Source organism: Streptococcus mitis (assembly GCF_002860865.1).
Lineage (GTDB): Bacteria > Bacillota > Bacilli > Lactobacillales > Streptococcaceae > Streptococcus > Streptococcus mitis_AT.
Map to the genome: position 1 here is coordinate 749,183 of NZ_PKIE01000001.1, position 25,043 is coordinate 774,225.

At 39.6% G+C, this 25,043-nt stretch carries 25 protein-coding genes and 1 other annotated feature; of the genes, 1 reads left to right on the forward strand and 24 read right to left on the reverse strand.

Annotated elements, in window-relative coordinates; translation table 11 throughout:
• Positions 1-26 precede the first annotated feature (26 nt).
• Complete coding sequence (locus CYK18_RS03705; RefSeq protein ID WP_101785145.1) at positions 27-1,277, forward strand: site-specific integrase; 1,251 nt, start codon at positions 27-29, stop codon at positions 1,275-1,277.
• Positions 1,278-1,491: 214 nt separating this feature from the next.
• On the opposite strand, the gene CYK18_RS03710 is transcribed toward CYK18_RS03705, so the two are convergent.
• From CYK18_RS03710 to tehB, 24 genes are all read right to left on the reverse strand, one after another.
• Complete coding sequence (locus CYK18_RS03710) at positions 1,492-2,331, reverse strand: amino acid ABC transporter substrate-binding protein (protein WP_101785147.1); 840 nt, start codon at positions 2,329-2,331, stop codon at positions 1,492-1,494.
• A gap of 9 nt (positions 2,332-2,340) precedes the next feature.
• Complete coding sequence (locus CYK18_RS03715) at positions 2,341-2,970, reverse strand: amino acid ABC transporter ATP-binding protein (protein WP_101785149.1); 630 nt, start codon at positions 2,968-2,970, stop codon at positions 2,341-2,343.
• A 9-nt stretch (positions 2,971-2,979) separates the two neighbouring features.
• On the reverse strand, positions 2,980-3,621 hold the full coding sequence (locus tag CYK18_RS03720; RefSeq protein ID WP_101785151.1) for an amino acid ABC transporter permease: 642 nt from the start codon (positions 3,619-3,621) through the stop codon (positions 2,980-2,982).
• Between the two features lie 304 nt (positions 3,622-3,925).
• Positions 3,926-4,081: a hypothetical protein gene (locus CYK18_RS03725; RefSeq protein WP_000502582.1), complete on the reverse strand. Its 156-nt coding sequence runs from the start codon at positions 4,079-4,081 to the stop codon at positions 3,926-3,928.
• Between the two features lie 9 nt (positions 4,082-4,090).
• Positions 4,091-5,401: a GTPase ObgE gene (gene obgE / locus CYK18_RS03730; protein WP_101785153.1), complete on the reverse strand. Its 1,311-nt coding sequence runs from the start codon at positions 5,399-5,401 to the stop codon at positions 4,091-4,093.
• A gap of 63 nt (positions 5,402-5,464) precedes the next feature.
• Positions 5,465-5,599 carry a DUF4044 domain-containing protein gene (locus CYK18_RS03735; protein WP_000863859.1) on the reverse strand — a complete coding sequence of 45 codons (135 nt, stop codon included), beginning with the start codon at positions 5,597-5,599 and terminating at the stop codon, positions 5,465-5,467.
• A 58-nt stretch (positions 5,600-5,657) separates the two neighbouring features.
• On the reverse strand, positions 5,658-5,834 hold the full coding sequence (locus CYK18_RS03740) for a PspC domain-containing protein (protein WP_101782225.1): 177 nt from the start codon (positions 5,832-5,834) through the stop codon (positions 5,658-5,660).
• Positions 5,835-5,862: 28 nt separating this feature from the next.
• A complete protein-coding gene (locus CYK18_RS03745) occupies positions 5,863-7,188 on the reverse strand; it encodes a glycosyltransferase family 4 protein (protein WP_101785155.1) in 1,326 nt (441 codons plus the stop codon).
• A gap of 15 nt (positions 7,189-7,203) precedes the next feature.
• A complete protein-coding gene (gene cpoA / locus CYK18_RS03750) occupies positions 7,204-8,247 on the reverse strand; it encodes an alpha-galactosylglucosyldiacylglycerol synthase (protein WP_180947944.1) in 1,044 nt (347 codons plus the stop codon).
• A gap of 115 nt (positions 8,248-8,362) precedes the next feature.
• Positions 8,363-8,692, reverse strand: a complete 330-nt coding sequence (locus tag CYK18_RS03755) for a metal-sulfur cluster assembly factor (RefSeq protein ID WP_000331929.1) — start codon at positions 8,690-8,692, stop codon at positions 8,363-8,365.
• A gap of 14 nt (positions 8,693-8,706) precedes the next feature.
• On the reverse strand, positions 8,707-9,816 hold the full coding sequence (gene rpoD, locus CYK18_RS03760; protein ID WP_049511787.1) for an RNA polymerase sigma factor RpoD: 1,110 nt from the start codon (positions 9,814-9,816) through the stop codon (positions 8,707-8,709).
• 2 nt (positions 9,817-9,818) lie between these two features.
• Positions 9,819-11,579 (reverse strand): DNA primase, encoded by a 1,761-nt coding sequence (gene dnaG / locus CYK18_RS03765; RefSeq protein ID WP_101785157.1) that lies wholly within the window; start codon positions 11,577-11,579, stop codon positions 9,819-9,821.
• 89 nt (positions 11,580-11,668) lie between these two features.
• The gene (locus CYK18_RS03770) at positions 11,669-12,427 is read right to left on the reverse strand and encodes an ABC transporter ATP-binding protein (protein ID WP_101782213.1); all 759 of its coding nucleotides are present in this window, start codon (positions 12,425-12,427) and stop codon (positions 11,669-11,671) included.
• Positions 12,424-13,290 (reverse strand): ABC transporter permease, encoded by an 867-nt coding sequence (locus CYK18_RS03775; protein ID WP_101785159.1) that lies wholly within the window; start codon positions 13,288-13,290, stop codon positions 12,424-12,426. Before CYK18_RS03775 ends, CYK18_RS03770 begins: the two co-directional genes overlap by 4 nt.
• A gap of 75 nt (positions 13,291-13,365) precedes the next feature.
• Positions 13,366-14,361 (reverse strand): tryptophan ABC transporter substrate-binding protein, encoded by a 996-nt coding sequence (gene trpX, locus CYK18_RS03780; RefSeq protein ID WP_101785161.1) that lies wholly within the window; start codon positions 14,359-14,361, stop codon positions 13,366-13,368.
• 112 nt (positions 14,362-14,473) lie between these two features.
• Positions 14,474-14,691 (reverse strand) — a binding site (T-box leader).
• Between the two features lie 96 nt (positions 14,692-14,787).
• Positions 14,788-17,484: a phosphoenolpyruvate carboxylase gene (gene ppc / locus CYK18_RS03785; RefSeq protein ID WP_101785163.1), complete on the reverse strand. Its 2,697-nt coding sequence runs from the start codon at positions 17,482-17,484 to the stop codon at positions 14,788-14,790.
• Between the two features lie 24 nt (positions 17,485-17,508).
• A complete protein-coding gene (ftsW, locus tag CYK18_RS03790; RefSeq protein ID WP_101785166.1) occupies positions 17,509-18,732 on the reverse strand; it encodes a cell division peptidoglycan polymerase FtsW in 1,224 nt (407 codons plus the stop codon).
• 160 nt (positions 18,733-18,892) lie between these two features.
• Positions 18,893-19,831, reverse strand: a complete 939-nt coding sequence (gene prsA / locus CYK18_RS03795; RefSeq protein WP_101785168.1) for a peptidylprolyl isomerase PrsA — start codon at positions 19,829-19,831, stop codon at positions 18,893-18,895.
• Positions 19,832-19,897: 66 nt separating this feature from the next.
• Positions 19,898-20,611 carry an O-methyltransferase gene (locus CYK18_RS03800; protein WP_080983234.1) on the reverse strand — a complete coding sequence of 238 codons (714 nt, stop codon included), beginning with the start codon at positions 20,609-20,611 and terminating at the stop codon, positions 19,898-19,900.
• Position 20,612: 1 nt separating this feature from the next.
• Positions 20,613-22,415: an oligoendopeptidase F gene (gene pepF / locus CYK18_RS03805; RefSeq protein ID WP_101785170.1), complete on the reverse strand. Its 1,803-nt coding sequence runs from the start codon at positions 22,413-22,415 to the stop codon at positions 20,613-20,615.
• Positions 22,416-22,433: 18 nt separating this feature from the next.
• The gene (locus tag CYK18_RS03810) at positions 22,434-23,387 is read right to left on the reverse strand and encodes a competence protein CoiA (protein WP_101785172.1); all 954 of its coding nucleotides are present in this window, start codon (positions 23,385-23,387) and stop codon (positions 22,434-22,436) included.
• Positions 23,388-23,465: 78 nt separating this feature from the next.
• The gene (locus tag CYK18_RS03815) at positions 23,466-23,843 is read right to left on the reverse strand and encodes a type II toxin-antitoxin system HicB family antitoxin (protein ID WP_101782207.1); all 378 of its coding nucleotides are present in this window, start codon (positions 23,841-23,843) and stop codon (positions 23,466-23,468) included.
• A gap of 27 nt (positions 23,844-23,870) precedes the next feature.
• Positions 23,871-24,059, reverse strand: coding sequence for a type II toxin-antitoxin system HicA family toxin (locus CYK18_RS03820; RefSeq protein ID WP_101782206.1), 189 nt, complete (start codon positions 24,057-24,059; stop codon positions 23,871-23,873).
• Positions 24,060-24,177: 118 nt separating this feature from the next.
• Entirely contained in the window at positions 24,178-25,038 is an 861-nt protein-coding gene (gene tehB, locus CYK18_RS03825) for an SAM-dependent methyltransferase TehB (RefSeq protein WP_101782205.1), read from the reverse strand.
• Between the last annotated feature and the right edge of the window lie 5 nt (positions 25,039-25,043).

Here is a 25,043-nt window from a genome sequence, read left to right on the forward strand (position 1 = left end):
GCCCTCTTTTTTTATGGAGGAAATCTATGATAAACAAAAAACGGAAAGACAATAAAAATCGCATCCTCAAAGACGGAGAATATCAACGTCCAAATGGTAGTTACGAATACCGCTGGCGTGATAAGCGAAGAAAGATGAATAGCATCTATGCCAAGTCATTAGTTGAGTTACGAGAAAAAGAAAAGCAAATTATAAAAGATTCTCTCAACGGATTGAACGTTACCAAAAAAGTTTCTGTGGATGACTTGTACCAGAAGTGGAAACTCTTGAAACGAGGTCTCAAGGATAATACCTTCAAAAACTATCAGTACCTATACGAATATTTCGTATCTGGTCAATTAGGAAATGTCATCATCACTAATCTCAAGAAAAGCGATGTTCGCTCCTTCTATAATTACTTAGCCGAAGAACGGAACGTTAAGGTAAGCACCATTGACAGCATCCATACCGTACTCCATCAAGTTCTTCAAGTTGCTGTCGATGATGAATATATTTTCAACAATCCCTCAGACAATGCCTTGAAGGAGCTAAAGCAGTCTCGTACTTCTGGGAAAAAAGGACACAGGGCTTTGACGCTCAAGGAACAACAACTTTTCGAAAATTTTCTAGAGAATACGAGCCGTTATAAAGGTTGGTACCCAGTATTTATTACCATGTTATGGACTGGACTTCGAGTTGGTGAAGTAACTGGTTTACGTTGGGAAGACATTGATTTTGAAAGCAACACTATTAGTGTCAATCATACCCTTGTTTATTATGATACAAGAACGAATCGTGGTGTCACTTTTACAATCAACAGTCCAAAGACCAAGGCAGGGGAGCGTACTGTTCCACTACTTCCTAGAGTTAAGGAGGCACTGATTTTAGAAAAGAAACGTCAAGGAGAACTTGAAATCGTCTGCAAAAGTAAAATTGACGGCTACACCAATTTCATCTTTCTCAATCGTTTTGGTAATGTCTTCCACCAAGGAACACTCAATAAAGCACTGAAACGAATTATTCGTGATTGCAATTTTGCTGTTCTTGATGGTAAAATACAAAGTGAGGTAACACTTCCGAATTTCAGCAACCACTCTCTCCGTCATACCTTCACTACCCGTATGGTAGAAGCTGGAACCAATTTGAAGGCGATGCAAGAAATTCTTGGACACTCTGATATTTCAACCACTATGAATATCTACGCCGAAGCTACAAAAGAACTCAAAGAAAAAGAGATGGAAAAGTTCGGAGAAAACCTTCAAAATAGCCTATCAAACCTTGAAGAAACTTACCAATAACTTACCAAAGATTTACCACTGATTTACCAATTTTGTGCAAAGTTAGGGGAAAATATGAAACCTAGCAAAGTTTCTAAACCTTGGTATAATGGGCTTTAGAGACTTGCGTGAAATAACGTAGAACCAGGTTTCTTTTCCCTACAATGAAATAATACTCTTATCCTCTGGTACTTGCCAGAGGATTTTTTGATGCAAAAAGAGACTGAGTAAAAACTCAATCTCTACTTTTCACTTCTTTGGTTGCTACATCTTCTCCAAACCATTTATGGCTAATCTCTTGGAACTTTCCTTCTTGGTATAGTTCAATAAAGGCTTGGTTTAAAGCTTGTAGTAATCTTTTGTCAGCTGGTCTAACTCCGACTGCAAAAGATTCACTTTCAAATCCAGCTGAAAAGACATTATAGTCATTTAATATCCCTTCAGACTGAAGATAGTAATTAGCATACACTCGGTCAATCAACAAGGCATCAATTCGATCATTCTTCAAATCAATCAAGGCTTCATTGAAACTCTGATATTGATTAGCCTTCTGGTCTTTGACACGATTTTTCAGTAAATCTGGCTGGGCTTCAAAGTCTAAATAACCAGAGGAACCGGCTTGGGCTCCCAAGGTCTTATCCTTCATATCCTCTACTGAACGAATTTGCTGACTTTTCTTCGCAACCAGAACTTGCTGATTTTCCATATATGGAATGCTAAAGGCAACCTTTTCTCGACGTTCATCAGTGGCAGAATAGCCATTCCAGATGGCATCAATAGTTCCATTTTGCAGTTCTGTCTCCTTCATATCCCAGTCAATTGGCTGAAATTGAACTTTAAAACCTAATTTTTCAGAGACAGCTTGTGCTAAGTCAATATCAAAGCCTGTATATTGGCCATTCTTTTCTTCAAATCCCATGGGTACAAAGGTATTGTCAAAACCAATGGTTATACTGCCTTGCTCTTGATACTTATTCCAGTTATCTTGCTTGGGATCACTAGACTTCTGAGTACAAGCTGTTAAAAAGAGAGTCAGGAAAGAAACCAATACTAAAACAATTTTCTTATTAGTCATTGGCACCTCCTACTTGGGTTCAACCTTGAGAATCTGATCTGCGATATTTTCAGCGAATTGTAAATCGTGGGTAACCACAATCTGCGTCATCCCAAGTTCCCTATTTTGTAAGATCAATTTTTCCACTTCCAAGCGCAATTCTGGATCTAGAGCAGAAGTTGGTTCATCGTAGCCAATGATTTCTGGGTCAATCATCATAGCACGCGCCAAGGCCACACGTTGCTTTTGCCCACCTGATAATGAGAATGGATAGGCATCTGCGTGCCCTGCCAGTCCCAATTGCTCCAAGAGACCTCGCGCCTTCTGCTCAGCCTCATCCTGCTTCATTCCCATTGTTTTCACAGGAGATAAGGTCAAATTGTCTAGAACTGATAAATGAGGGAAAAGTTGAAAATCTTGGAATACAAATCCCAGTAAATTGCGCTTCTCCAATTCATCCAGTTCTAAATGTTCTCCATTATAAAAGATTTGCCCTGAATCAATGGTTTCAAGACCCGCAAGCATACGTAAGAGAGTTGTCTTACCTCCACCAGAAGGCCCAACGATAGCTAGGATTTGCTTTTCAGGAATTTTTAGATTGAAATTGGACAAAATTTGCTTTTCACCAAATCCTTTATTGATATTTCGTAATTCTAACATGGCAGCCTCCTATCTATAGTAACTGTACTTCTTCTCAACTTTTTTGGCAAGAATGGTCACAATCCCAATCAAAATCAAGTAAATAGCACCTGCCAAGAACATAGGAACCAGACTAGCATCACGGTTGGCAGCTGTTCGACTTGCCAAGATAAGGTCTGAAATGCCTAGAGCATAGACTAGAGAAGTATCCTTGACCAAACTCATAACCTCATTAAAGACACTAGGAAGAACAATCTTGGTTACCTGAGGCAAAATAATGTAGCGCACTGTGTCAAAGGGACTAAACTTCAAGACCTTGGCAGCCTCATATTGACCTTTAGGAATGGTATCAATTCCCCCACGAAAGATTTCAGCAAAGTAAGCCGCATAATTCAAAACAAAGGCAATGATAGCCGCAGGAAGGCGATCTAAACGGATCCCAATACTTGGTAGCACATAATAGATAAAAATCAATTGCAAAAGCAAGGGTGTACCTCGCATAATCCAAATATAAATATTAATCAGATGATGGAGGAGCTTCCAATGGACTTGCAAGGCAAAGGCAATCAAAATGCCCAAGGGAATAGAAAAAATCAAGACCAGTGCAAAAACCTGTAAAGTCATGCTTGCACCGCTCAATAAACTCGGTAATATCTCAAACAAATAAGACATACTGACACCTCCTAAAAATAATTGCTCCTATTATAGCATAAATAAACTAAATAACCAACTATTTTTGTAAAAAAATTCTTTTTCAATAGAAAAAATACAGTGTCTTGAAGCTAGAATAGGACAACACGACTTATAAAGCCTTGTTAGAAATTTGATTTGAATTCCCTAGTCTATTTGTTTATATTCCATTTCAATATATTATAATTTATAAGTGAAAAGAAAGGACAAATTTTGCCCTTTCTCGATCTTAGCTTCTATTTGTTACCGTTAACTTGACTGATAATTGGAGTTTTATCTTACGTATTTAAGATGGATTTTCCTTTTTAGTTCGTGCCAATCTCAAGGCACGATTTGGATTGAGACGATTAAATAGTTCTTCCAATTTCTTTTCATTCCAAACATCTGCGGCGGAAACAAAGTTGCCATCCGCATCTCGGAAAGATATCGGTTTATCTCCCATATCAGTCTCCTAGTCTACAAATTCAAACTCAAATTTACCAATGCGGACCAAATCCCTATCCTTAGCACCACGCGCACGAAGGGCTTCATCAACCCCCATGCCACGTAGCTGGCGAGCAAATTTCATGACTGATTCGTCACGATCAAAGTTGGTCATATTAAAGAGTTTCATCAGTTTTTCACCAGAAAGCACCCATGTTGCATCGTCATCACGACTAATTTCAAAGGCTTTTTCTTCCTCGTCAAAGCCGTAGTATGCTTCTTCTTCCATATCTGACTCGTCATAGAGCAAGAATTCTGGTGTCTTGTCTAACAATTCAGCTGTAGCATCCAATAGCGTTGCCAGACCTTGCTTAGTCAAACCAGAAATTGGGAAGATAGCTGGTAACTCTTCAAATTCATCATAATTTTCAGCCAATTTTTTCTTAAATTCTTTAAGATTTTCTTGACTCTCAGGCATGTCCATTTTGTTGGCTACGATAATCTGTGGACGCTCCATGAGACGAAGATTGTATGACTCCAACTCCTTGTTAATGGCTAGATAATCCTCATAAGGATCACGGCCTTCGCTAGCTGACATATCAATGATGTGAAGGATGACACGTGTACGCTCGATGTGACGGAGGAACTGAGTTCCCAAACCAACACCTTGACTAGCGCCTTCAATCAAACCTGGTAAATCAGCTACTGCAAAGGATTCACCTGATTGGGTACGAACCATTCCTAGATTTGGCACAATTGTCGTAAAGTGGTAGGCACCGATTTTTGGTTTAGCCGATGTGATAACACTTAAAAGTGTTGATTTCCCAACAGATGGGAATCCTACTAAACCGACATCTGCCAAGATTTTTAGTTCCAATTGTAACTCACGTTCCTGACCTGGTTCTCCATTTTCAGAGATTTCCGGTGCAGGATTTTTTGGTGTCGCAAAGCGGATGTTTCCACGTCCACCACGACCACCGTGGGCAACGATAAATTCTTGACCATGTTCAATCAAATCTGTCAAAACCTTGCCAGTCTCTGCATCACGAACAGTCGTACCTTGTGGTACTCGAACTCTAAGGTCCTCAGCACCACGACCATGCATCCCTTTGGTCATTCCTTTCTCACCAGAATCAGCCTTGAAATGGCGATTATAGCGGAAATCCATGAGGGTACGTAAACCTTCATCTACAACGAAGACGACATTGCCTCCACGACCACCATCACCGCCCCAAGGACCGCCATTAGGGACATATTTTTCACGGCGAAAGGCAACCATGCCATCACCACCATTACCAGCCTTGACCTTGATCTTAGCTGTATCTAAAAACATACTCATTTTTTCTTCTCACTTTAAAAAAGGGCTGGGAAATCCCAGTCACTAAATTTTCTTGAATCTATTTTATAGATTACTGAGGGCACCAATAGCAGTTGCAAAAATTCCCAATAAACTTGCTACTAGCATGATAATCACGATAAACAAGGTTATTTTCTCAAACATAGTTTTTTTACGATTTCCATTATCTCCAAATGCCATTTTTCTCTCCTTCGTTGCATTCTATTTTCTATTATCTTAGCATGAATTGAACTAGTTTTCAATAGTCAGTTGCTACAGGCGCAATAATCCATAAAATGATATAAGCTACAATTCCCGCTCCGTAACAGAAAGCAAGGACACCCCATATTACGCGAACAATAGTAGGATCCATATCAAAATAATGGGCTACCCCAGCACAAACACCAGCAATCTTTTTATCACGACCGCTTCTCATTAATTGTTTTTTCATACTGTTCCTCTTTCTATTCTTCATGGTCTTTCCAATAATCTCTTATGCTGATCAACTGTGTTTTTGAAGCCTTCAGCATGCGTCTAGAGCCTTTTACGGGTACAGCAACCACCTGTTGCGGTAAATACAAAACTGTCTTAAAGATACGCTGGCTGACCGTATCATCTTTGGCTAAATCTTTCTGGAAATTATTTGAAATAATAGCGTCAAGATAAAACTCATGCACCCGTTTTCCAAAGTTCTCAGCTGAAATCTCGTACAACTTCTCTGATAAAGTATGCTCATTCATGTCTGGTGTTGCAATCAGGGCTTCCAAAATAGCTCCAGCCAAATCATGTTCACCGTAATACAAGGTGCCAAACATCTTGTCATTGATCAGATTGTCCAGATAAGGATTTCCATGTGCAATTACAGGAGTCCCACTGGCTAAGCTTTCCAAGTAGGTCAAGCCTTGGGTTTCACTTGTCGATGCCGAGATGAAGAAATCCGCCCCCTTATAGTAAAGAGCTGTCTCACTAGGAGCAATCATCCCTGTAAAGACAACAGAGTCTTGAATCTCTAGTTTCTGGGCTTGCTCTTTGAGGTCATCCAGATAAGGACCATCCCCAGCTACCACCAGTTTAACCTTGTCTTCTTCTTTCAGAACTTCTGCAAAGGCTGCTAGTACTGCTTGAATATTTTTTTCATAGGAAATTCTGGAAAGACTAAGCAACATCTTTTCATCATCTTGAACCCCTAGTTTAGTACGCAGTTCTGTCAAATTTTCCTGCTTGATTTCCGAACGCTCAAACTTAGCTAATTCAATCCCAGTTGGAATGACCCGTTTTTCAACCTTAACCTTATAGTCAGATAGCAAGTCATGGACAATCTCACTAGGGCAAATAACCCCATCCACATCGTGCAGGAAACCTCTGACCAGATACTTAACCATACTAGGACGAATCAACATCCCCTTAGCAATATAATGCACATAGTCTTCGTACTGGGTGTGATAGGTATGGATGACTGGAATCTTCAATTCACGCGCAATCCAAATTCCCAACAAGCCAAGAGAAAATTCTGTCTGAGTATGGATAATATCCAGTTGATATTGTTTAGCAATTTCAAGCGCCTTGCTGAATCCTCGATAGGCAAAGCGGCGATCCTTAAAAGCAAAGAAGGGAACACTTGGAATGCGGATAATTTGCCAATCTTCATAACGATTGACATCCTTATCTGTCGTCGTAAAGATAAAAACAACGTGCCCCTGCTTTTCAAGTTCGGTTTTCAAGGTTCGAATACTGGTCGCAACACCTGAAACCTGAGGAAAATAGGTATCTGTAAATAAACCAATTCGCATAGATTACCTCACTTTTTACTTTCTCCCTAAAGCAGCTTGTTTTTCATAAAAATCCAACCAGATTTGCAACAGATGCTCTTCTGAATATTCTCTGGAAATATTCTTAGCTTTTTCTTTCAAATCTTTTAAAGCAGCAGGATTTGCTTGATATTCCAGAATAGCCTCTTTCATCTCTTCTCTATCTGCTGTCGCCCGATAATTTCCCTCCAAAATCACCTTATAAAGATCCAAATCACGTAACATAATAGGAGCTTCACAACTAGCAGCCTCTAAAATCGTCATCGGAAAGAGCTCATTATAACTAGGCAACAAGAAAAGGTCCGCTAGGGCATACAATTCGCGCATCCGCTCTGGCGATACAATACCTGGAAAAATCAAATTTTTAGGGGGATTCTCCATGATTTTCTTGTAACGTTCATAACCATCTGTCATACCACCAAAAGAGAAACCACCTGCCCAGATAAAGGTAATTTGCGGCAATTCCTCAGCCAGACGGATAAAATCGTCAATCCCTTTGCGCTTCTGAACTTGACCAGCACCTACTACGATAAACTGATTGTCACTAAGACCTAGCTCTGTACGCAGTCTCGCTACCTCTTCCTGTGGAAGAGGATGCCATTTTTCCTTGTTTACAAAGTTAGGAATATAAGTCACTTTTTTACGTGGAATACCAGCTGCCACCAAATCCTCGATAAACATAGGATTGACCACCACCAAATGCTCCATCCGGTTGTAAAAAGAAAATACATAGCGTTTCACAATTCCCTTTAAGAAAAATGGAATTTTCAAACTCCCCTCAAGTGTATCAGGTAAGAAATGCACATAGCCAATTTTCCTTCCTGAGCGTTTCTTTTGGAATGTTGATAAATAATAGGGGAAATCAATGGTATGAAAGTGAGTCACATCTGCCTCTATTGGAAGATTTTCTGTAACAATCAATTGGTCCTTTGCATCTCGGTGAAGAAGACGAACTAATTCACGGTAAGCACCTGAAACTCCTTGTCCTGCTACTTTCTCACTTGAACTCAACATATTGATGCGTAATTTCTTTTTTTCCATAACTACTATTATATCATTTTCTTTGAATAAAATCAGCAAAAGAAAGGAGAGACTAGAGGAAAAGAGGGGGAAATTTCCTCACTTTTCCAACGGTCTCTCACATGCTTTTATATGTTTACTTAATGCCTAGGGCAATGCGTGCATAGCGACTCATTTTTTCAACTGTCCAGGCTGGATACCAGACTAATTTAACTTCAGTATCCGTTACTTCTGGCACCTCTGTCATGGCATCATAAATCTGATCTGTCAAAAGGTCTGCTAGGGGACAACCCATAGTTGTCAAAGTCATATCAATCTCTGTTTGCCCTGTGTCGCCGTCAAAACGAATCTCATAAATCAAACCAAGATTAACAATATCGATTCCCAACTCAGGGTCGATGACTTCTTCCAAGGCTGTTAAAATGCGTGTTTTGATGTTTTCAATTTGCTCTTCTGTATAAGCCATATTCATCCTCACTCTTAGTCTTCAATAAAATCACGAAGCGGTTTGCTACGACTTGGTTGGCGTAGTTTTCTCAAAGCCTTGGCTTCAATCTGACGGATACGCTCGCGAGTCACATTAAAGACTTTACCCACATCTTCAAGGGTGCGCATTTTTCCATCATCTAGCCCGAAACGGAGACGTAGAACATTTTCTTCACGGTCTGTAAGAGTATCCAAGACCTCATCCAACTGCTCACGCAAGACAATACGAGTTGTATAGTCCACTGGATTTTCAATCACTTCATCTTCGATAAAGTCTCCAAGGTGGCTATCATCCTCTTCACCGATTGGAGTTTCAAGAGATACTGGTTCTTGAGCAATCTTCAAGATTTCACGAACCTTATCAGGAGTCATATCCATACGTTCAGCGATTTGCTCAGGTGTTGGATCTTGTCCCAATTCTTGAAGAAGATTACGCTGTTCACGAACAAGCTTGTTAATCGTTTCAACCATGTGAACTGGGATACGGATGGTACGAGCTTGATCCGCAATAGCACGAGTAATAGCTTGACGAATCCACCAAGTTGCATAAGTTGAGAACTTGAACCCTTTAGAATAGTCGAACTTGTCAACCGCCTTCATCAAGCCCATGTTCCCTTCTTGAATCAAGTCAAGGAACTGCATACCACGGCCGACATAGCGTTTGGCAATAGAAACAACCAAACGAAGGTTGGCTTCCGCAAGACGTTGTTTGGCTTCAATATCACCAGCTTCAACAGCTAGTGCCAATTCTTTTTCCTCTTCATTGGTCAAGAGAGGAACGACCCCGATTTCTTTCAAGTACATACGAACAGGGTCATTGACCTTAGCCGAAGTTGAACCAATCAAGTCCTCATCGCTGAGTTCTGGCTCTTCTTCAGTGCTAAGAACACGCGCACTTGGATTTCCTTCGTTATCTGTGATCGAAATTCCTGCATCTTGAATCCGTTGCAAGAGATCTTCAATCCCATCAGCGTCCAAGGTAAAAGGAACGACAAGACTAGCATTGATTTCATCATCTGTTGCTGTCCCTTTTTGCTTATGATTACGGATAAATTCTGCTACTTGTACGTCAAATGTTGTTACTTCTTTTTGTTTTGTTACCATTATTACTCCATTCTTCTCTTTTGGGAAATTAAACGTTCCAATTCTTCTAAGGCTGTGTCTGTATCTCCTACATGGCTCGCTTCCTGCACCTTCTTTTTGATTCTCATATTGTCCTGATTCAAGAGAGCCTTGTTTCGAGTCATTTCTACTTCACTAAGTTCCTGAGGTGACATCTCAGCAGGCAAATCCTGAGCTAAAACTTGGTACCAAGCTCTTTCAACTTCCTCTGTCTGTTCTGCTAGAACTTCTGGAGGAAGATTACCATACTGACCAAGCAAGTCATATAAGACCTGAAATTCAGGAGTGTCAAATGCAAAGTCTTCTCGCAAGCGGTAATCGTTCAAAATAAGAGGGGATTCCATCATTCGATAAAGTAGATGAGCTTCTGCCCTCATAATAGCCGATAACTGCTTGGTGACAGGCATAGTGATTGACGTCGGTCTGGAAATACCTTCCATGCGATTCTGCCTTTGTGCCTGACGACTCTCATTAACAATCTGCTCAATCTGGGCATAATCAAAAGATGCCAGACTGTCAGCTAAAATATGAATATAGCTGTTTTGAGCAGTGATAGACTTTTCTTGAACAATCAAAGGAGCTATTTTTTCAATAAACTCAATCTGTGCCTGCAGATTTTCACTATTTTCAGGCTTATACTGGTGAATGTAGAACTCAATCGGACTAATACGAGTTTTCGTTAATAGATAGGCCAAGTCTTCTGGTCCATTTTTTTGTAGATACTCATCTGGATCCAAGTTATCAGGCATGCTAACGATTTGCACAGGCATATCACCAATTTCATCCAATGCTTTCAATGTCGCGGCTTGCCCTGCCTTATCGCCATCGTAAACAAGAACTAACTTCTTCGTTAGCCTTTTCAGATGCTCGACATGCTCTCGACTCAAGGCTGTTCCCATAGATGCGACAGCGTTTTCGATTCCAGACCGATAAGCTGCAATGACATCCATGAACCCTTCCATGAGGTAAATCTCACTGGTTTTACCAGAAGATTTTTTTGCCCTATCCATATGATATAATTCGTAACTTTTGTTAAAAATTGCAGTCGATCGGCTATTTTTATACTTAGAAGTTTGTGAATCCGTTTTCTGCCAGATACGACCTGAGAAGGCAATAACCTTTCCCTGGTCATTTGTCAGGGGAAACATAATGCGATTGTGAAAGGTGTCTACAAATTGATTTGCATCCGAGAGATAAAACAGTCCTGAATCTAGGAAATCCTCATCACGATACTGACCAGACAAACGCTGATAGAGATAGTTTCGTTCTGGGGGTGCTAAACCAATTCGAAAATGTTTGAGCACTTCATCTGTCAAACCACGCTGATAAAGGTAATTTCTGGCCTCTTCACCCATGGTCGTTGTCATGAGAATAGCATGGTAAAATTTGGCAGCATCTTCGTGCATATCATAAAGAGCTTGGTGGGGTGAAGCTGGCTTCTGTTCACTATAAAGCGGTGTTTCTACCTCTATCCCAACACGCTGACCTAAGATTTGGACAGCCTCCATAAAGGGAACCCCTTGGTACTCCTCGATGAACTTAAAGACATCACCTGAGCGACCACAACCAAAACAGTGGTAAAACTGCTTGTCCTCTACAACGTTGAAAGAAGGTGTTTTTTCACCATGAAAAGGACAGAGCCCTAGATAGTTCCGTCCTGCCTTTTGTAAAGAAATCACATCACCTATGACTTCCACAATGTTGGCATTGTTTTTGATTTCTTCAATGACTTGTTTGTCAACCATACACAATACCTCCATGTTATCATAGTTTACTTTATATAGTATACTTTATTTCAGAAAAAAAGTAAACCATTTCACTCATTTTCCCTACTTTATTCAAAGAGTTGATAATAATCAGAGATTTTCATTTTTGCTTTTTCTTCTTGGGTCAAATCTTGGATAATCCGTCCTTCTTTCATGACAATTAAACGATTGCCATATTTGAGAGCATCTTCCATATGGTGAGTAATCATAAGCGCTGTCAGATGATCTTTCTTGACAAATTCATCCGTCAATTTCATCAAGGCCACACTGGTCTTTGGATCAAGGGCTGCAGTATGCTCGTCTAACAAGAGTAATTCAGGACGCTTCAAGGTTGCCATCAAGAGACTCAAGGCCTGTCTTTGCCCACCTGATAAGAACTCAATCGGTGTATTCAAGTGTTTCTCAAGACCGTTTCCCACTTTTTCAATAGTTGCCTGAAACTCATCCTTATAGCTAGCCAGACGTCTAGGAAACAGTCCACGCTTTTCACCACGAAACTTGGCAATCAAAAGATTTTCAGCTACCGTCATACGAGGAGCTGTTCCCATTTTCGGATCTTGAAAGACACGTGAAAGATACTTTGCTCGCTTTTCTGGTGAAAATTTAGTAACATCTTCACCTAAAATACGGATAGATCCACTGCTTAGTGATAAGGTTCCTGCAATGGTGTTAAAGAGGGTTGATTTCCCAGCACCATTTCCACCCAAAATCGTGATAAAATCCTGTTCAAAAATTTCTAAGGAAACATCATTTAAAATAATCTTTTCTTCATCAAAGCCATTTTTAACGACTTTGGTTGCATTTTTTAATTCTACAATTGCTGTCATTTGCTTAATTTGGCTCCTTTCAAGATTGTTTGCTTAAATGTTGGAATTATAAGGCAAACTGCTAAAATCAAGGCACTGTACAAACGAAGGTAACTTGTATTAAAGCCGAGCGCGATAACTGCCCACACTAAGAATTGATAGGCGATAGAGCCCACAACGATGGCAACCAGACGCTCTGCCAAGCTCAAACTCTTGAAAATAACTTCCCCAATAATCAAACTTGCAAGCCCCACAACGATAACCCCGATTCCTCGAGATACATCGGCATAGCCTTCTTGCTGGGCAATGAGAGCTCCCGCAAGGGCAATCACACCATTTGATAAGACCAGACCCATAAGCTCCATACGTCCAGTATGAATCCCGAAACTTCTGGCCATGTCTGGATTATCTCCAGTTGCAATATAAGCTTGCCCAAGTTTAGTGTCCAAGAAAAAGAGCATGAGAGCAATAACAATACTGACAAAGATGAGACCTGTAAAAAGTTGATTTAAATCCGAGTCAAAAGGCAAAACATCCTGGATTTGCTTGGTTCCAAGCAGTCCTAAATTTGCACGTCCCATAATCAAGAGCATCATAGAGTGACAAGAAGTCATCACCAAAATCCCTGAGAGCAAGGTTGGGATCTTCCCTTTTGTATAAAGAAGTCCTGCTGCCATTCCAGCCAAACAACCAGCTCCAACAGCAATAAGAGTTGCTAAAAATGGGTTCACACCTTTCGTTATCAAAGTGACAGCAACAGCCCCCCCAAGAGGGAAGGAACCTTCTGTCGTCATATCTGGAAAGTTCAAAATCCTAAATGTCATAAAGATTCCCAGACCTAAAATAGCCCAGACAAATCCTTGAGAAATAATAGATAATATCATCTGTTTCTTAACCTTTTCTATATGATTTTAATTGTAAAAAATTGGAGGAGATGTCCCCAACTCCTCCATTTTAGATTATTCAATCACTTGTCCTGCTTCTTTTAGAACAGATTCAGGAATAGTAATACCTAACTCTTGTGCCAATTTTTTGTTGATAACTGACTTACCAGTTGAAAAGACATTGACTGGAGTTTCAGCTGGTTTTGCACCTTTCAGAACTTGCGCAATCATTTTACCTGTTGCCACACCAAGGTCGTATTGGTCAACTACAACTGATGCCAAGCCACCTGCTTCTACCATGGCAGTCGCGCTTGGATAGATTGGCTTTTTAGCTGATTGATTGCTTGATACAACTGTTGAAAATGCAGATGCAATGGTGTTGTCGATTGGAACCCAGATAGCATCAACCTTGCTAGTCATAACATTGACTGTTGAAGCAATTTCATTTGTTGAAGGAACCGCAAATGTTTCCACTGTCAAACCTGCTTTTTCAGCATAAGCCTTAAATTCTTCAACCTGTGTTTTTGAATTGTCTTCGCTACTTGAGTAAAGGGCTCCGATTGTTTTTACATTTGGTGTAAGAGCCTTAATGAGTTCAACTTGTTGTTGAGCTGGATTGTGGTCAGACACCCCTGTAATGTTACCACCTGGTTTTTTCAAATCTTTGACCAAGTTAGCACCAATTGGGTCTGTAATAGCAGCCATGATAACCGGTAGGTCTTTTGTTGCACTAGCCAAACCTTGAGCAGCTGGTGTTGCAATACCAACCACAAGGTCATTTCCATTTGCAACCAATTGTTTACTCATTGTCGCAACCTTACTTTGGTCGCCTTCTGAGTTCATAAAGTCGATTTTAACTTGATCATCTTTATATCCTTCTTCTGCAAGTCCATCTTGAATCCCTTTATAAATCAAGTCAAGAGATGGATGGCTCACAAACTGAAGAACACCAACTTTGGCAACTTTCTTCTCATTCTTAGCTTCTGGTTTATTCATTGAAGAGTAAATCAAGCTTCCTGCTACTAAGACTGCTAATGCAGCGATAATTCCAATTAAACGTTTATTTTTCATTCTATTTCTCCTTTTTTATTCCTTTAAAATACTTCACTTATCTCAACAAGCGACGCCATCGTTTTCTTTCCATACTAACCTCCATCAAAAAAGTCCTCACACAAAAAACTTGTGTGAGGACGTCGATGCGCGGTACCACCTCAATTATAGGGAATTTCCCTATCGCTCTGTCTCGCAGTAACGAGATGCACTGTAAGGTGTGCTCACCGAATTTTTATGATTTCAAATTCTAAATAACATTCAGCCCAATTTTCATCATCATCACTTATCTGTTTTCAGCTACCACAGACTCTCTAAAAAGTTTGAATGATTACTTTTCTGAATGGTTAAATTATATCATTTTTCAACTACTTGTCAAGACTCTTTTAGCATTTTTTTGAAATATTCAAAAACTTCCCCTATAGAAAAGAGGAAGCTTGATAGGTATCAGCCTGAATTACGCAATCCTGTTGCAATTCCGTTGATGGTTGTATGGATTAATTTTTCTTGGTCGCTTGATAATTCTCCTCGACGTTGACGTTTAATCAACTCCAACTGGATATAGTTAAGGATATTAAAGTAAGGCATACGGTAATCCAAACTTGCTTTTAGATATGGATTTTCAGCCAAGAGTTCATCATATCCTTCGATAGCCAAGATGACTTCCTTGGTAACTTGCCATTCATTTAGAATAGTCTCATAGATTGCTTTTACTTGATCATCTTCACAAAGTTTAGCATATTCAAAAGCAATATTCATATTTGATTTTGACAAGACCATATCAACATTTGAAAGGAGAGATTGGAAGAAAGGCCAATTTTGGTACATATCTCGTAGGATAGCGATATTTTCTGGATTTTTATCAATAAATTCTTTGAAACTTGATCCGACACCATACCAGCCAGGGAACATGACACGACTTTGCGACCATGAGAATACCCAAGGAATAGCCCGCAAACCACCGATTTCAGTAATCGTTTTACGAGCAGCTGGACGAGAACCAATGTTAAAGCTTGAAATAGCCTTGATTGGACTTGACTCGAAGAAATAATCATAGAAATGGTCATTACCAAAGACTAAATCACGGTAGATATCATAACTACGGTCCACCACTTGGTCCATAATAGCTTCATAACGATTGGATGTATTGGTATCGCTCTTCTTCTGAGTAATCATACGGTTAATGGCTGCAGATACTAGCATTTCAAGGTTATAGTAGGCTGCGTCTTTGTTACCATATTTATTGCCAATTACTTCACCCTGCTCCGTCAAACGGATACGATCCTTGATAGACTTGAGCGGTTGAGATGTGATGGCTTCATAGGTTGGTCCACCACCACGACCGACAGTCCCACCACGACCATGGAAGAAGGTAACCTTAACGCCAAATTCATCTCCAATAGCAGTCAATTGTTGTTGAGCCTTGTAGAGGGTCCAACATGATGATAAGTAACCACCATCTTTATTACTGTCAGAGTAGCCCAGCATGATTTCTTGATAGTTATTGCGTGAAGCAATCCATTTCTTAGCAAGAGGAAGAGAAAGGTACTCTCTCATAGTTTCTTCTGAGTGGTCCAAGTCCTCGATTGTTTCAAAGAGAGGAACAATTTGGACTCGGGCTCTTTCTTTATCAACTAACCCTACTTCTTTTAGTAAGATAGCCAATTCCAGCATGTCTGATACGCTGGTTGCATGTGAAATAATGGTTTGACGAATAACATCATCACCCAACTTATCTTTCAACTTACGAGCAGCTTTAAAGATAGCCAATTCTTTTTCAAGTAACTCTGATTTTTCAACATGAGTGGCAGAAAGAATACGTGGATCTTCTTCTAATTCTTTCAAGAGAAGCTGGCATTTTTCTTCTTCACTTAGTTCGCTATAACGCGAATGAATTCCTGCTGATTTCAAAAGTTCTGCTACACAGGCCTCATGAACACTAGAATCTTGACGCATGTCAATAGATGCCAAATAGAAACCAAAAATTTCAACTGCCTGGATCAACTCAACAAAATCACCAGAAATCAGTGCTTCACCCTTATTTTCCAAGAGGGAATCACGAATAGTAATTAAATCCTTATAAAAATCAGTAGCTGTTTCATAGCGAGCCCCAACTTCCTTATCCTCAATCAGATAAGTTTTTGTTGCTTGGATTTTTGATTGAATATCAAATAAGGCACGGCGGTAAAGCTCTTTTTCACGATAAATGGAGTTATCCTTGGATTGGCGAGCCATTTCTCTGACTTGCTTACTCACATTGACAATACTGGTTGAGAGGGAGAATTCACGATAGAGTTGGTAAATCTTTTCATCATAATAGTTCATGATGACTTCACACTGAGTCATGGCAGATTGTTTCAAGGTATCTGCTGTAACAAAAGGATTCCCATCACGGTCTCCACCAATCCACATTCCCATGGTAATTGGTTTAGGATGTTTCAACTCCAAGCCATGTTTTTTAGCCAGACGCTTGTACTCAGCAGTCAAATGAGGAACAGCTTTCAGGAATGAACTATTGTAGTATTCCATAACATTCGTGATTTCATTGGTAACTTTCAATTTCTTTTCACGAATCATATCTGTTTGCATGATAATCTCGATGTAACGACGGAGATCATTATGCCATTTTTCCTTATTAATCAAGCCTAGCTTCACATCACGATACTTACGCAAGAGGGTATGGATATTATTGGTCAAATCCAACATACTCTTACGTTGCACTTGCGTTGGATGGGCTGTCAAAACAGGGACAACATTCAAGTGTTCTAGAATTTCAACCGCATTTTCTTTTTCTGCAACCATTTTGATTGTTGCTGATAATTTCCCAAGATAATCTTGATCGATATTATTTTGGTGGTTGATTTCATAGGCTAAATCCACGTCTTCTGAAATATTAATCAAGAGAGGCAAGATAGAGAAATAGCGTGAAATATAAGCCATTTCATCATTTGTCAGGCTAGTAACCAATTGGTTCAAGCCTTGATAATCTTCTTGAGTTGACAATTCCTTCAACTGCATGATTTTTTCAAAAGTCTCTGGAGCAAGCATATTTTTAGTGATATCTTCTAACAATTCTGTTAAAATCAATACTTCTTCTTGCACGACAGCTTTATTACTATAGTTTTCTAATTTTTGAAGAGACATAGGCAATCCTTTCTACTCTCAGCTTTACATATAGTGTGATGAGCGAGCTTCTAACTCCTCATATAATTGGGCACGTTTTTCACTTGCATCAATATTTAAGACAAAGGCGATGGCTACAGATAATACCAAAAGACTGTTCCCTCCTTGCGATAAGAAGGGGAAGGTAACTCCTGTTGAAGGAATAATACCAGAAATTCCACCGATATTAACAAAGACCTGTACCAACATCATCCCCCCAACCCCAATCGCCATCATGGAATTAAAGGGATTCTTAGCACGAATTCCCACCAGGATAATTCGTAAAATAAGGAAAAAGACAAGTGACAAAATCAAGCTGGCTCCCACAAAGCCAAATTCTTCAATGACAATTGAAAATACAAAATCTGTATGGGCCTCTGGTAAATAGCCACGTTTTTCAATTGAATTTCCTAAACCTAGACCAAACCAACCACCATTTACCATGGCAAAGTAGGAATTTGCAAGTTGGTGGCCTGCTCCTGCCAAATCATCAAAAGGGTTAAAATAGGCGCTGAAACGCTTGGCAACATAACCAAATACTGGAACTTTTGAAAACTTATCAACCCCAATCATAGAAATAGCTGATAAGGATAGGGCTGAAACTCCAAACAATACACCGATAAAGACTATAAACCAACGATGAGCAATCCCACTAACTGTATACATAATCAAGGCGACCAGCGCTAGGATTGTAGCATTCCCCAAATCTGGGAAAATAGCCAAACTTCCTATCATTACCAAGAGGACAAAACGCCAATCATTAAAAGCTCGAGGAATCCATTGATTTTGAGTTAAAACTTGAAAATCGTAAATACCAATTTCATCCTGTTGTTTTGAAAAACGTTGGGCCAAGTACCAGACGATGATAATCTTCAAATACTCCGCTGGCTGAATGGTCAAAGGTCCTACTGAAATCCAACCATAGGCTCCATTGACTGGCGTACCAATTAAGCGAGCCAGAGCTAAGAGAATCAGCTCAACAAACATAACAATAAATAAAAGTCGTTCTTTTCTTAAAAAATTCAGTTTCAGCTTATATATCAAGACAATCAATATTAAACTAAATATCCAAAACATTCCCTGACTTCGAACCAATTGGAGGGCACTTTTACCTTCTTCGATAAGAATGGCACTGGTTGTAGAATAGACTACAATCAAACCCAAAATAGATAAAAGTAAGTAAGGAACTAGAATAGAATAATTTAATAGGTGCCTTTTACTAATCTTCATAGTATCACCAATCTAATGAGAACAAAAGAAATTATTCCCAAATTCCGTTTATTTTCTAGTTTTGATTGCTATTATACCATTTTTTCCGAAAGAAAAAAACTCTTACCCTTAAGATAGAAGATTTTCTCATAAGAAAAAGAGCACTTGGCTCTTTTCTGTTTTATTCTTTTGAAGAACTGCTTGAGCTTGAATCTCCACCACCGATGTATTGAGTGAAGATATTTTGGAAGGCTTGATCTTTAACCTTGATATTGGCTGCTTGCAATTCTTTTCCGATAATACTTTGAACAAATGATGCGTCGTTTTGTTTTTGAGTTAAGATAACAGTTTTTAATTTTTCTTTGTAATCGTCAATATTAGATGATTTTTCTGTTTTCTTAATCAGTTTAACAATGTAATATTGACTGCTGTAGGCTTGTGTTCCAGTAACGCTAATCACATCAGAAACACCGTTTACATCTAAAGCAAAAGCAGCTTTTTTAACTTGTTCTGGTACTTCTGTTGAAGCAGAATCAAAAGTGATTTCTCCACCGTTTGCTTTGGTTTTTTCATCAGTTGAGTTATCTTTTGCTAATTGAGCGAAATCTGCCCCACTTGCCTTAGCTTTTTCGAGGACTTCTTTCGCTTTATCCTCATTATCAAGACGAATGATTTGAGCCGTTACATCTGGAGTATATTCATCAAAGGCTTTCTTATAAGCATCATCTGTCAATTCAGCCTCTGCTGCCTTCTTAACTGCCAACTCAACCAATTTACTTGTACGAATTTGAGCTTTACGTGTTTCAAGAGTCATGCCTGCTTGTGACAAAACACGTTGGTAGTTCTCACCATATTGTTTTTCTTCTTCGGCAATAGTATCGTTGACTTCTTTGTCATCTACTTCCGAACCATATTGTTTCTCAAATACTTTTTGGATGGTCAAGTTCAACAACACTTGTTGAGCTGAAGGATTGCTCTTCACTTGCTCATAAAACTGATGTTCTGTGATGACATCCCCTTTCATGCTGATAAGGTCTGCTCCTTCTGAACCTTTCGAACAAGCTGCTAAAGTTGCTACTGATAATAGTGTAATGGCACCTGCCAATAATTTTTTCTTCATGTCTACTCCTTTGAGATAAGTGTTACCCTATCTATTTTACTATATTTTCTTAAATTATTCTGAAAATCATTCGCTGTCAGGCAATTGAACATCTGCTACATTTTTACGAAGCATGAGAATACCGTCTCCCAGAGGGACTAATGTTGCGGTGAGTCCTGGATTATCTAAAGTTGCGTCAAACAGTCTTTGAAGGCCTCGATAAATAGTTCGCTGGCCACGACGGACTTCCATAATATCCTTGGCAACATCACCACCTTGGAAAATGTCATCCAAAACAACCACACCTCCAACTTCCAAATGTTTGAGGATTTCTGGCAGAAAGACGATGTATTTAGACTTGGCTGAATCCATAAAGACGAAATCATAGGACTCTGTCAGTGTAGATAAGACATTTACCGCATCTCCTTCTAAAAGCGTGATTTGCTTGCGACTGTCAAACTGAACAAAATTTTCCTTGGCAAAACCAATCATTTCTGGATTGCGGTCAATGGTTGTAATCTTGGCATTTGGTGCATGTTCCGCCATTAAAAGAGCTGAAAAACCGATAGCCGTCCCAATTTCCAGAATGTTTTTAGGTTGTATGGTTTCCATAAGAAAACGGAAGTAAGCAACCGTTTCATGAGGAATAATGGGAATATTTTCCTTGCGGGCAAAATCTTCCAATTCTTTCAAAGAACCTGTGACTTGCTTTTGACGCTGGCGCATCAAGTCTACAATTTCTTCCTTAACAACAGGACGACGCATATTATGGTTAGCATTTTTACTATACGATTCAACCATCTTATGCCAATCCCAATTTTTCAACAAGGGCTTCAAACTCATTTAAACGGCGTTCAAAGACTGCAAAGGCATCGTTGAGGTAGTCTTCCTTCTCCATATCAACACCAGCTTTTCTCATGACATTAAGTGGGTAGTCAGACTTACCAGCCTTGAGATAATCAATATAACGGTCACGGTCTTCCTGACTACCATGAACAATTTTTTCAGCCAAAGCTGAGGCTGCTGCAAAACCTGTTGAATATTGGTATACATAGTAGTTATAGTAGAAGTGTGGAATACGTGCCCACTCGTATTGGATTTCAGGATTATCTTCCTTGCTCAAACCATAATACTCTTGGTTCAAGTCTGCATAGAGTTTATTTAGGAAATCACTTGTCAAGACTTCCCCATTTTGATCCGCTTGGTGGATGGCGTGTTCAAACTCAGCAAATTGAGTTTGTCGGAAAACTGTTCCACGGAAACCGTCCAAGAAGTTATTAAGAATAGCAAAGCGCGTTGCGTCGTCTTCCACTTCTTCCAACAATTTCTCCGTCAAGATATTCTCATTGGTAGTTGAGGCAATCTCAGCCAAGAAGATAGAATAATCTCCGTAAACATAAGGCTGCGTTTCACGAGTATAGCTTGAATGCATACTGTGACCTGTTTCATGAACAAGAGTAAAGAGATTGTCTAGATTGTCCTGCCAGTTAAGAAGCATAAAGGCATTGGTATCGTAAGAACCACCAGAGTAGGCCCCTGAACGCTTGCCTTGATTTTCGTAAACATCAATCCAACGCTCACTGAAGGCACGTTTAACACGGCTCAAGTAATCCTCACCCAAGACTGCCAAGGCATCTTCTGCCTTTTTCAAGGCTTCTTGGTAAGTAAAACTGTATTCAACAGATGAAAGTGGTGTGTAGACATCGTACATCTTGAGGTCTGAAATCCTCAAGATTTTTGAACGAAGCTCAAGGTAACGATGCAAGAGTGGCAAGTGCTTGCGAACTGCTGCTACCAAATTGTCATAAACACTCTCTGGAACAAAATTTGCCGCTAGGGCTGCATGACGAGCACTCTTGTAGTTGCGAACTTTTGCTCGGTAGTTTTGAACCTTAACATTTGTTTGCAAGGTTTTGGCATAGGTATGTTGGAATTGTTCATAAGTCGCATAAAGGGCTTGATAGGCACCACGGCGTACCTCACGATTTTTAGACTCCATCAAGCGCATATAAACGCCATGTGATAATTGTACTTCATTACCATCTTCATCTTTAACAAATGGAAAGACGATATCTGCATTATCTAAAATCGCAAAGGTTTCACTTGCCGAACCAAAGATTTCTCCAGCTCCAGCTAATAATTCTTCTTCACGTTGTGAAAGAACGTGATCCTTGCCTTGCAAAAGCTTATCAAAATAGTGTTGATAAACCTGCAATTTTGGTTGAGCCTCTAAAAAGTCAGCATACTGCTTTTCACTAATTTCCATAAATTCAGGTTCATAGAATGAAAAGGCTTGGTCTAGCTGGCTGTAGAGTGTCATGGCCTTAGCATAGTACTCTTGGTACTTGGCTTCACGTGTGTCTTGGTCATTCTTCATATGTGCATAAACGTAAAGCTTCTCCATTTGGCGTTCCATCTCAAGAGAAAATTCAGTGATTTCTAGTAGGTTATCCGCACTATCCAAGAGATGGCCTTCATACTGGGCTACTGTCTCCAATTGTTCTGTTAAATCTTTTAAGGCTTCTTCCCAAGCCTGGTCAGTTGGGTAGATCGTTGATAGATCCCATGTATCTTTTTCATTTATTTCATTTCTTTGTAATACCATTAGATTCCTCCATCCTTTCTATTCTACCATATTTTTCAAGAAATATTGCTGATAAAAGGCTGGTGGATAAAGCTTTTGCCAATCATTTTGAGGATTTTCTTGGTAATAGGTTTGAAAATACTGATAATAGCTGGTTAAGTCCTTCTCAATTTGGCAAAACTCACCTACTAATGGTCGAATTTGTGGATACCATTCTTTTAGCCCATAAGTCAGGAGATTTTCCCCCTTTTGATAGGCTTCTGCTTGTTCTTTCATCCAAAAGGGATTTTGATAGTAAAGCTGTTGCCGAATATAGCGAGAAATGTCCTTGTCCTGAGAAACTGTAAAATGAGATATTTTTTGTTTCTTATAGGGAAGACGTAATATCTCCAGTAGACTACCGTGACCATAGGGAAATTCCTTAATCTGATAATGGAGTTTGCCGCGGAGATCTTGGTGGATGAGATATTTAAGCCTTAAAACCTGTTTTCCCTTGTCTACTTCCCAAACATAAAATCCCATGTTTTGACTGAAATAGAGAAAACCTTCTTGCAGACGAGTCAAACGCTCCTGGAGCCAAAGTTTTTCCCCCAGCAACCACAGTACTTGGTAACCCTGACTACGATAACCCTCACTACGCTCCTTAAGAATTTTTTGAGGCAAGGGACTACATTGAACCTCTAAAGCTAGATTGCCATTTACAAATACATCCGCAATCTGTTTAAGCTCTGGAAGCGGGTATTCTAATTGCACCTCAGCCTCTGTTTTCAACCAGTGATAAAGGGATTCTTTATTTGCCAGGTGTTCTGGACTTTCATTTTCAGAGGAAAAATCACAGTCTTTTAAGGTTTTGTGGGCAAAATGGGTCCGGACACTTGCTCCTTGCCGCAAACGGAGCTGACCTCCACAAGCTGGGCAGGTGTATTCTTCCTTCTCAAGCTTATCCTCTAACACATTTACCAATTCTCCTCTAGCATCTCTCGCAACAAACATGATTTCCCTCCTTTTCTATATTATTCGAAAAAAAGAAAAAAGATCAGGAAATTTCCTAATCTTCATCACTCTATAATTTTAGAGTTGCAAGCGACTTTCAAGAGCTTGTGTCAACACTTCAGAATAGTTCACTTTCTCACGATCTGCAAGTCTGACTAGCCACTCTGGAACCGTAACATTTTTTCGAATCGCTTTATTATTCTTTACGAAAGGCAAGGGATTGACCTGAATCAAAGTCACAAATCCATCGGGAGCCTTCAACTCAGCAATGTCACTAGGATTAGGCAAAGCCAGTCCTTCATCAATATAAGAAGCTAAAACACTCTCAAGCATTTCCCGAGCATTTTTCATTGCAAGTTCAATCGTTGCTCCCTCTGTCCCACCTCCAAATTCAGGAAATTCAACCCAGTATCCAGTGCCTTCTCTATGAAAAATAGCAGGATAAGATTTTAGCATAATACACCTCCACAATTTCCAAATCAACTATAATCCCAAATCTTTTAATATTTTTCTCTCTAGACCTTTTCCTAAATCCTCATTACCGTGAACTGGAATAGTGACAAGATAGGAGACCCCTTCTTTCTTAAAATGATGATGACTTCCTCTCTTACGAACTTCAATCCATCCATTTGCAAGAGCTAATTTTACCATTTCCTTACCTGTTATTGGCATTTATGGTCACCTTTCTAGCTAAAATTATACTTATAATGCGTATTTTTGTCAATTCTTCTATCTTATCTATTCGTAAAAGAGAAAAAAGATCAGGAAAATCCCTAATCTTCATACATGTTTATTTGATTTTCTTGGCTAGCATAGTCGCAAAGCGTAGTTGAATACGATTGCCATTCTCATCGCGACGGTGAAGATGGCCAGGATTTTCATTGTACTTGACCAATTCCCAGTCCTTGTAATAGTCTGCCAATTCCCCTGCTTTAAAAGTGAATGGGAAGTTAACAGAGCAAGGGTAATCTTCCGTATCCATAGCACAAACGATAAGATTATAACCACCAATAGTAGTTTTCTCCTGCATATTTTGAATAATAGCTGGAATGCGGTCCGCTTGTAGAAACATGAGAACAACAGTTGATACGATAAAATCATATTCTTGTCCAATGCTAGCTGAATTGATATCGTAAAGACCGACAGGCATGTCCATATCTTCCTGTTCCACAATGCTTCGCAAGATTTCAAGGGCCAGTTCATTTTGATCCACAGCTGTCACATCAAAACCTTGCTGGGCTAGAAAGAGTGCATTACGGCCTTGACCACAGCCCAAATCTAAAGCTTTCCCTGGTTTTACTGTCTGCATAGCCTCTAGGACCTCTGAATGAACAGGATTGGTATTGTATTTCTTAGGGAAATAGTCCTCAGGTTTACAATAAAATTCCAAATACCATTCCACATCATCTGTGACAGCTTCCACTCGGTGCCAAGCTTGTGGTTGTGCCATGGGATTGTCGGCTCCTGCTTCAAAGATGTGCTCAGCTAAAACCTCACCATCTTCTGTCAATTCAATAAACTTGAGAGCTCCCTTCAAGACAGTAATTTTCCCCCAAGTCCCAACTTTTGTATTGTGCTTTTGCTGAACAGCCTCTGGCATGGTTTCTTTAGTCCACAAAGGCATACGTTTATAGGCAACTAGTTTTCCCATTTTCA

Coding starts and splice junctions, on each gene's coding strand:
- CYK18_RS03720 (WP_101785151.1), bottom strand. CDS start 3,621: ATGTCTTATTTGTTTGAGATATTACCGAGTTTATTGAGCGGTGCAAGC.
- obgE (WP_101785153.1), bottom strand. CDS start 5,401: ATGAGTATGTTTTTAGATACAGCTAAGATCAAGGTCAAGGCTGGTAAT.
- CYK18_RS03810 (WP_101785172.1), bottom strand. CDS start 23,387: ATGTTTGTTGCGAGAGATGCTAGAGGAGAATTGGTAAATGTGTTAGAG.
- CYK18_RS03800 (WP_080983234.1), bottom strand. CDS start 20,611: ATGGTTGAATCGTATAGTAAAAATGCTAACCATAATATGCGTCGTCCT.
- CYK18_RS03710 (WP_101785147.1), bottom strand. CDS start 2,331: ATGACTAATAAGAAAATTGTTTTAGTATTGGTTTCTTTCCTGACTCTC.
- ppc (WP_101785163.1), bottom strand. CDS start 17,484: ATGTCTCTTCAAAAATTAGAAAACTATAGTAATAAAGCTGTCGTGCAA.
- pepF (WP_101785170.1), bottom strand. CDS start 22,415: ATGGTATTACAAAGAAATGAAATAAATGAAAAAGATACATGGGATCTA.
- CYK18_RS03775 (WP_101785159.1), bottom strand. CDS start 13,290: ATGATATTATCTATTATTTCTCAAGGATTTGTCTGGGCTATTTTAGGT.
- CYK18_RS03770 (WP_101782213.1), bottom strand. CDS start 12,427: ATGACAGCAATTGTAGAATTAAAAAATGCAACCAAAGTCGTTAAAAAT.
- CYK18_RS03705 (WP_101785145.1), top strand. CDS start 27: ATGATAAACAAAAAACGGAAAGACAATAAAAATCGCATCCTCAAAGAC.
- CYK18_RS03740 (WP_101782225.1), bottom strand. CDS start 5,834: ATGAGAAGCGGTCGTGATAAAAAGATTGCTGGTGTTTGTGCTGGGGTA.
- CYK18_RS03715 (WP_101785149.1), bottom strand. CDS start 2,970: ATGTTAGAATTACGAAATATCAATAAAGGATTTGGTGAAAAGCAAATT.
- CYK18_RS03745 (WP_101785155.1), bottom strand. CDS start 7,188: ATGCGAATTGGTTTATTTACAGATACCTATTTTCCTCAGGTTTCAGGT.
- dnaG (WP_101785157.1), bottom strand. CDS start 11,579: ATGGTTGACAAACAAGTCATTGAAGAAATCAAAAACAATGCCAACATT.
- CYK18_RS03725 (WP_000502582.1), bottom strand. CDS start 4,081: ATGGGAGATAAACCGATATCTTTCCGAGATGCGGATGGCAACTTTGTT.
- cpoA (WP_180947944.1), bottom strand. CDS start 8,247: ATGGAAAAAAAGAAATTACGCATCAATATGTTGAGTTCAAGTGAGAAA.
- CYK18_RS03820 (WP_101782206.1), bottom strand. CDS start 24,059: ATGCCAATAACAGGTAAGGAAATGGTAAAATTAGCTCTTGCAAATGGA.
- trpX (WP_101785161.1), bottom strand. CDS start 14,361: ATGAAAAATAAACGTTTAATTGGAATTATCGCTGCATTAGCAGTCTTA.
- rpoD (WP_049511787.1), bottom strand. CDS start 9,816: ATGGTAACAAAACAAAAAGAAGTAACAACATTTGACGTACAAGTAGCA.
- ftsW (WP_101785166.1), bottom strand. CDS start 18,732: ATGAAGATTAGTAAAAGGCACCTATTAAATTATTCTATTCTAGTTCCT.
- CYK18_RS03815 (WP_101782207.1), bottom strand. CDS start 23,843: ATGCTAAAATCTTATCCTGCTATTTTTCATAGAGAAGGCACTGGATAC.
- tehB (WP_101782205.1), bottom strand. CDS start 25,038: ATGGGAAAACTAGTTGCCTATAAACGTATGCCTTTGTGGACTAAAGAA.
- prsA (WP_101785168.1), bottom strand. CDS start 19,831: ATGAAGAAAAAATTATTGGCAGGTGCCATTACACTATTATCAGTAGCA.
- CYK18_RS03755 (WP_000331929.1), bottom strand. CDS start 8,692: ATGGCTTATACAGAAGAGCAAATTGAAAACATCAAAACACGCATTTTA.
- CYK18_RS03735 (WP_000863859.1), bottom strand. CDS start 5,599: ATGGCATTTGGAGATAATGGAAATCGTAAAAAAACTATGTTTGAGAAA.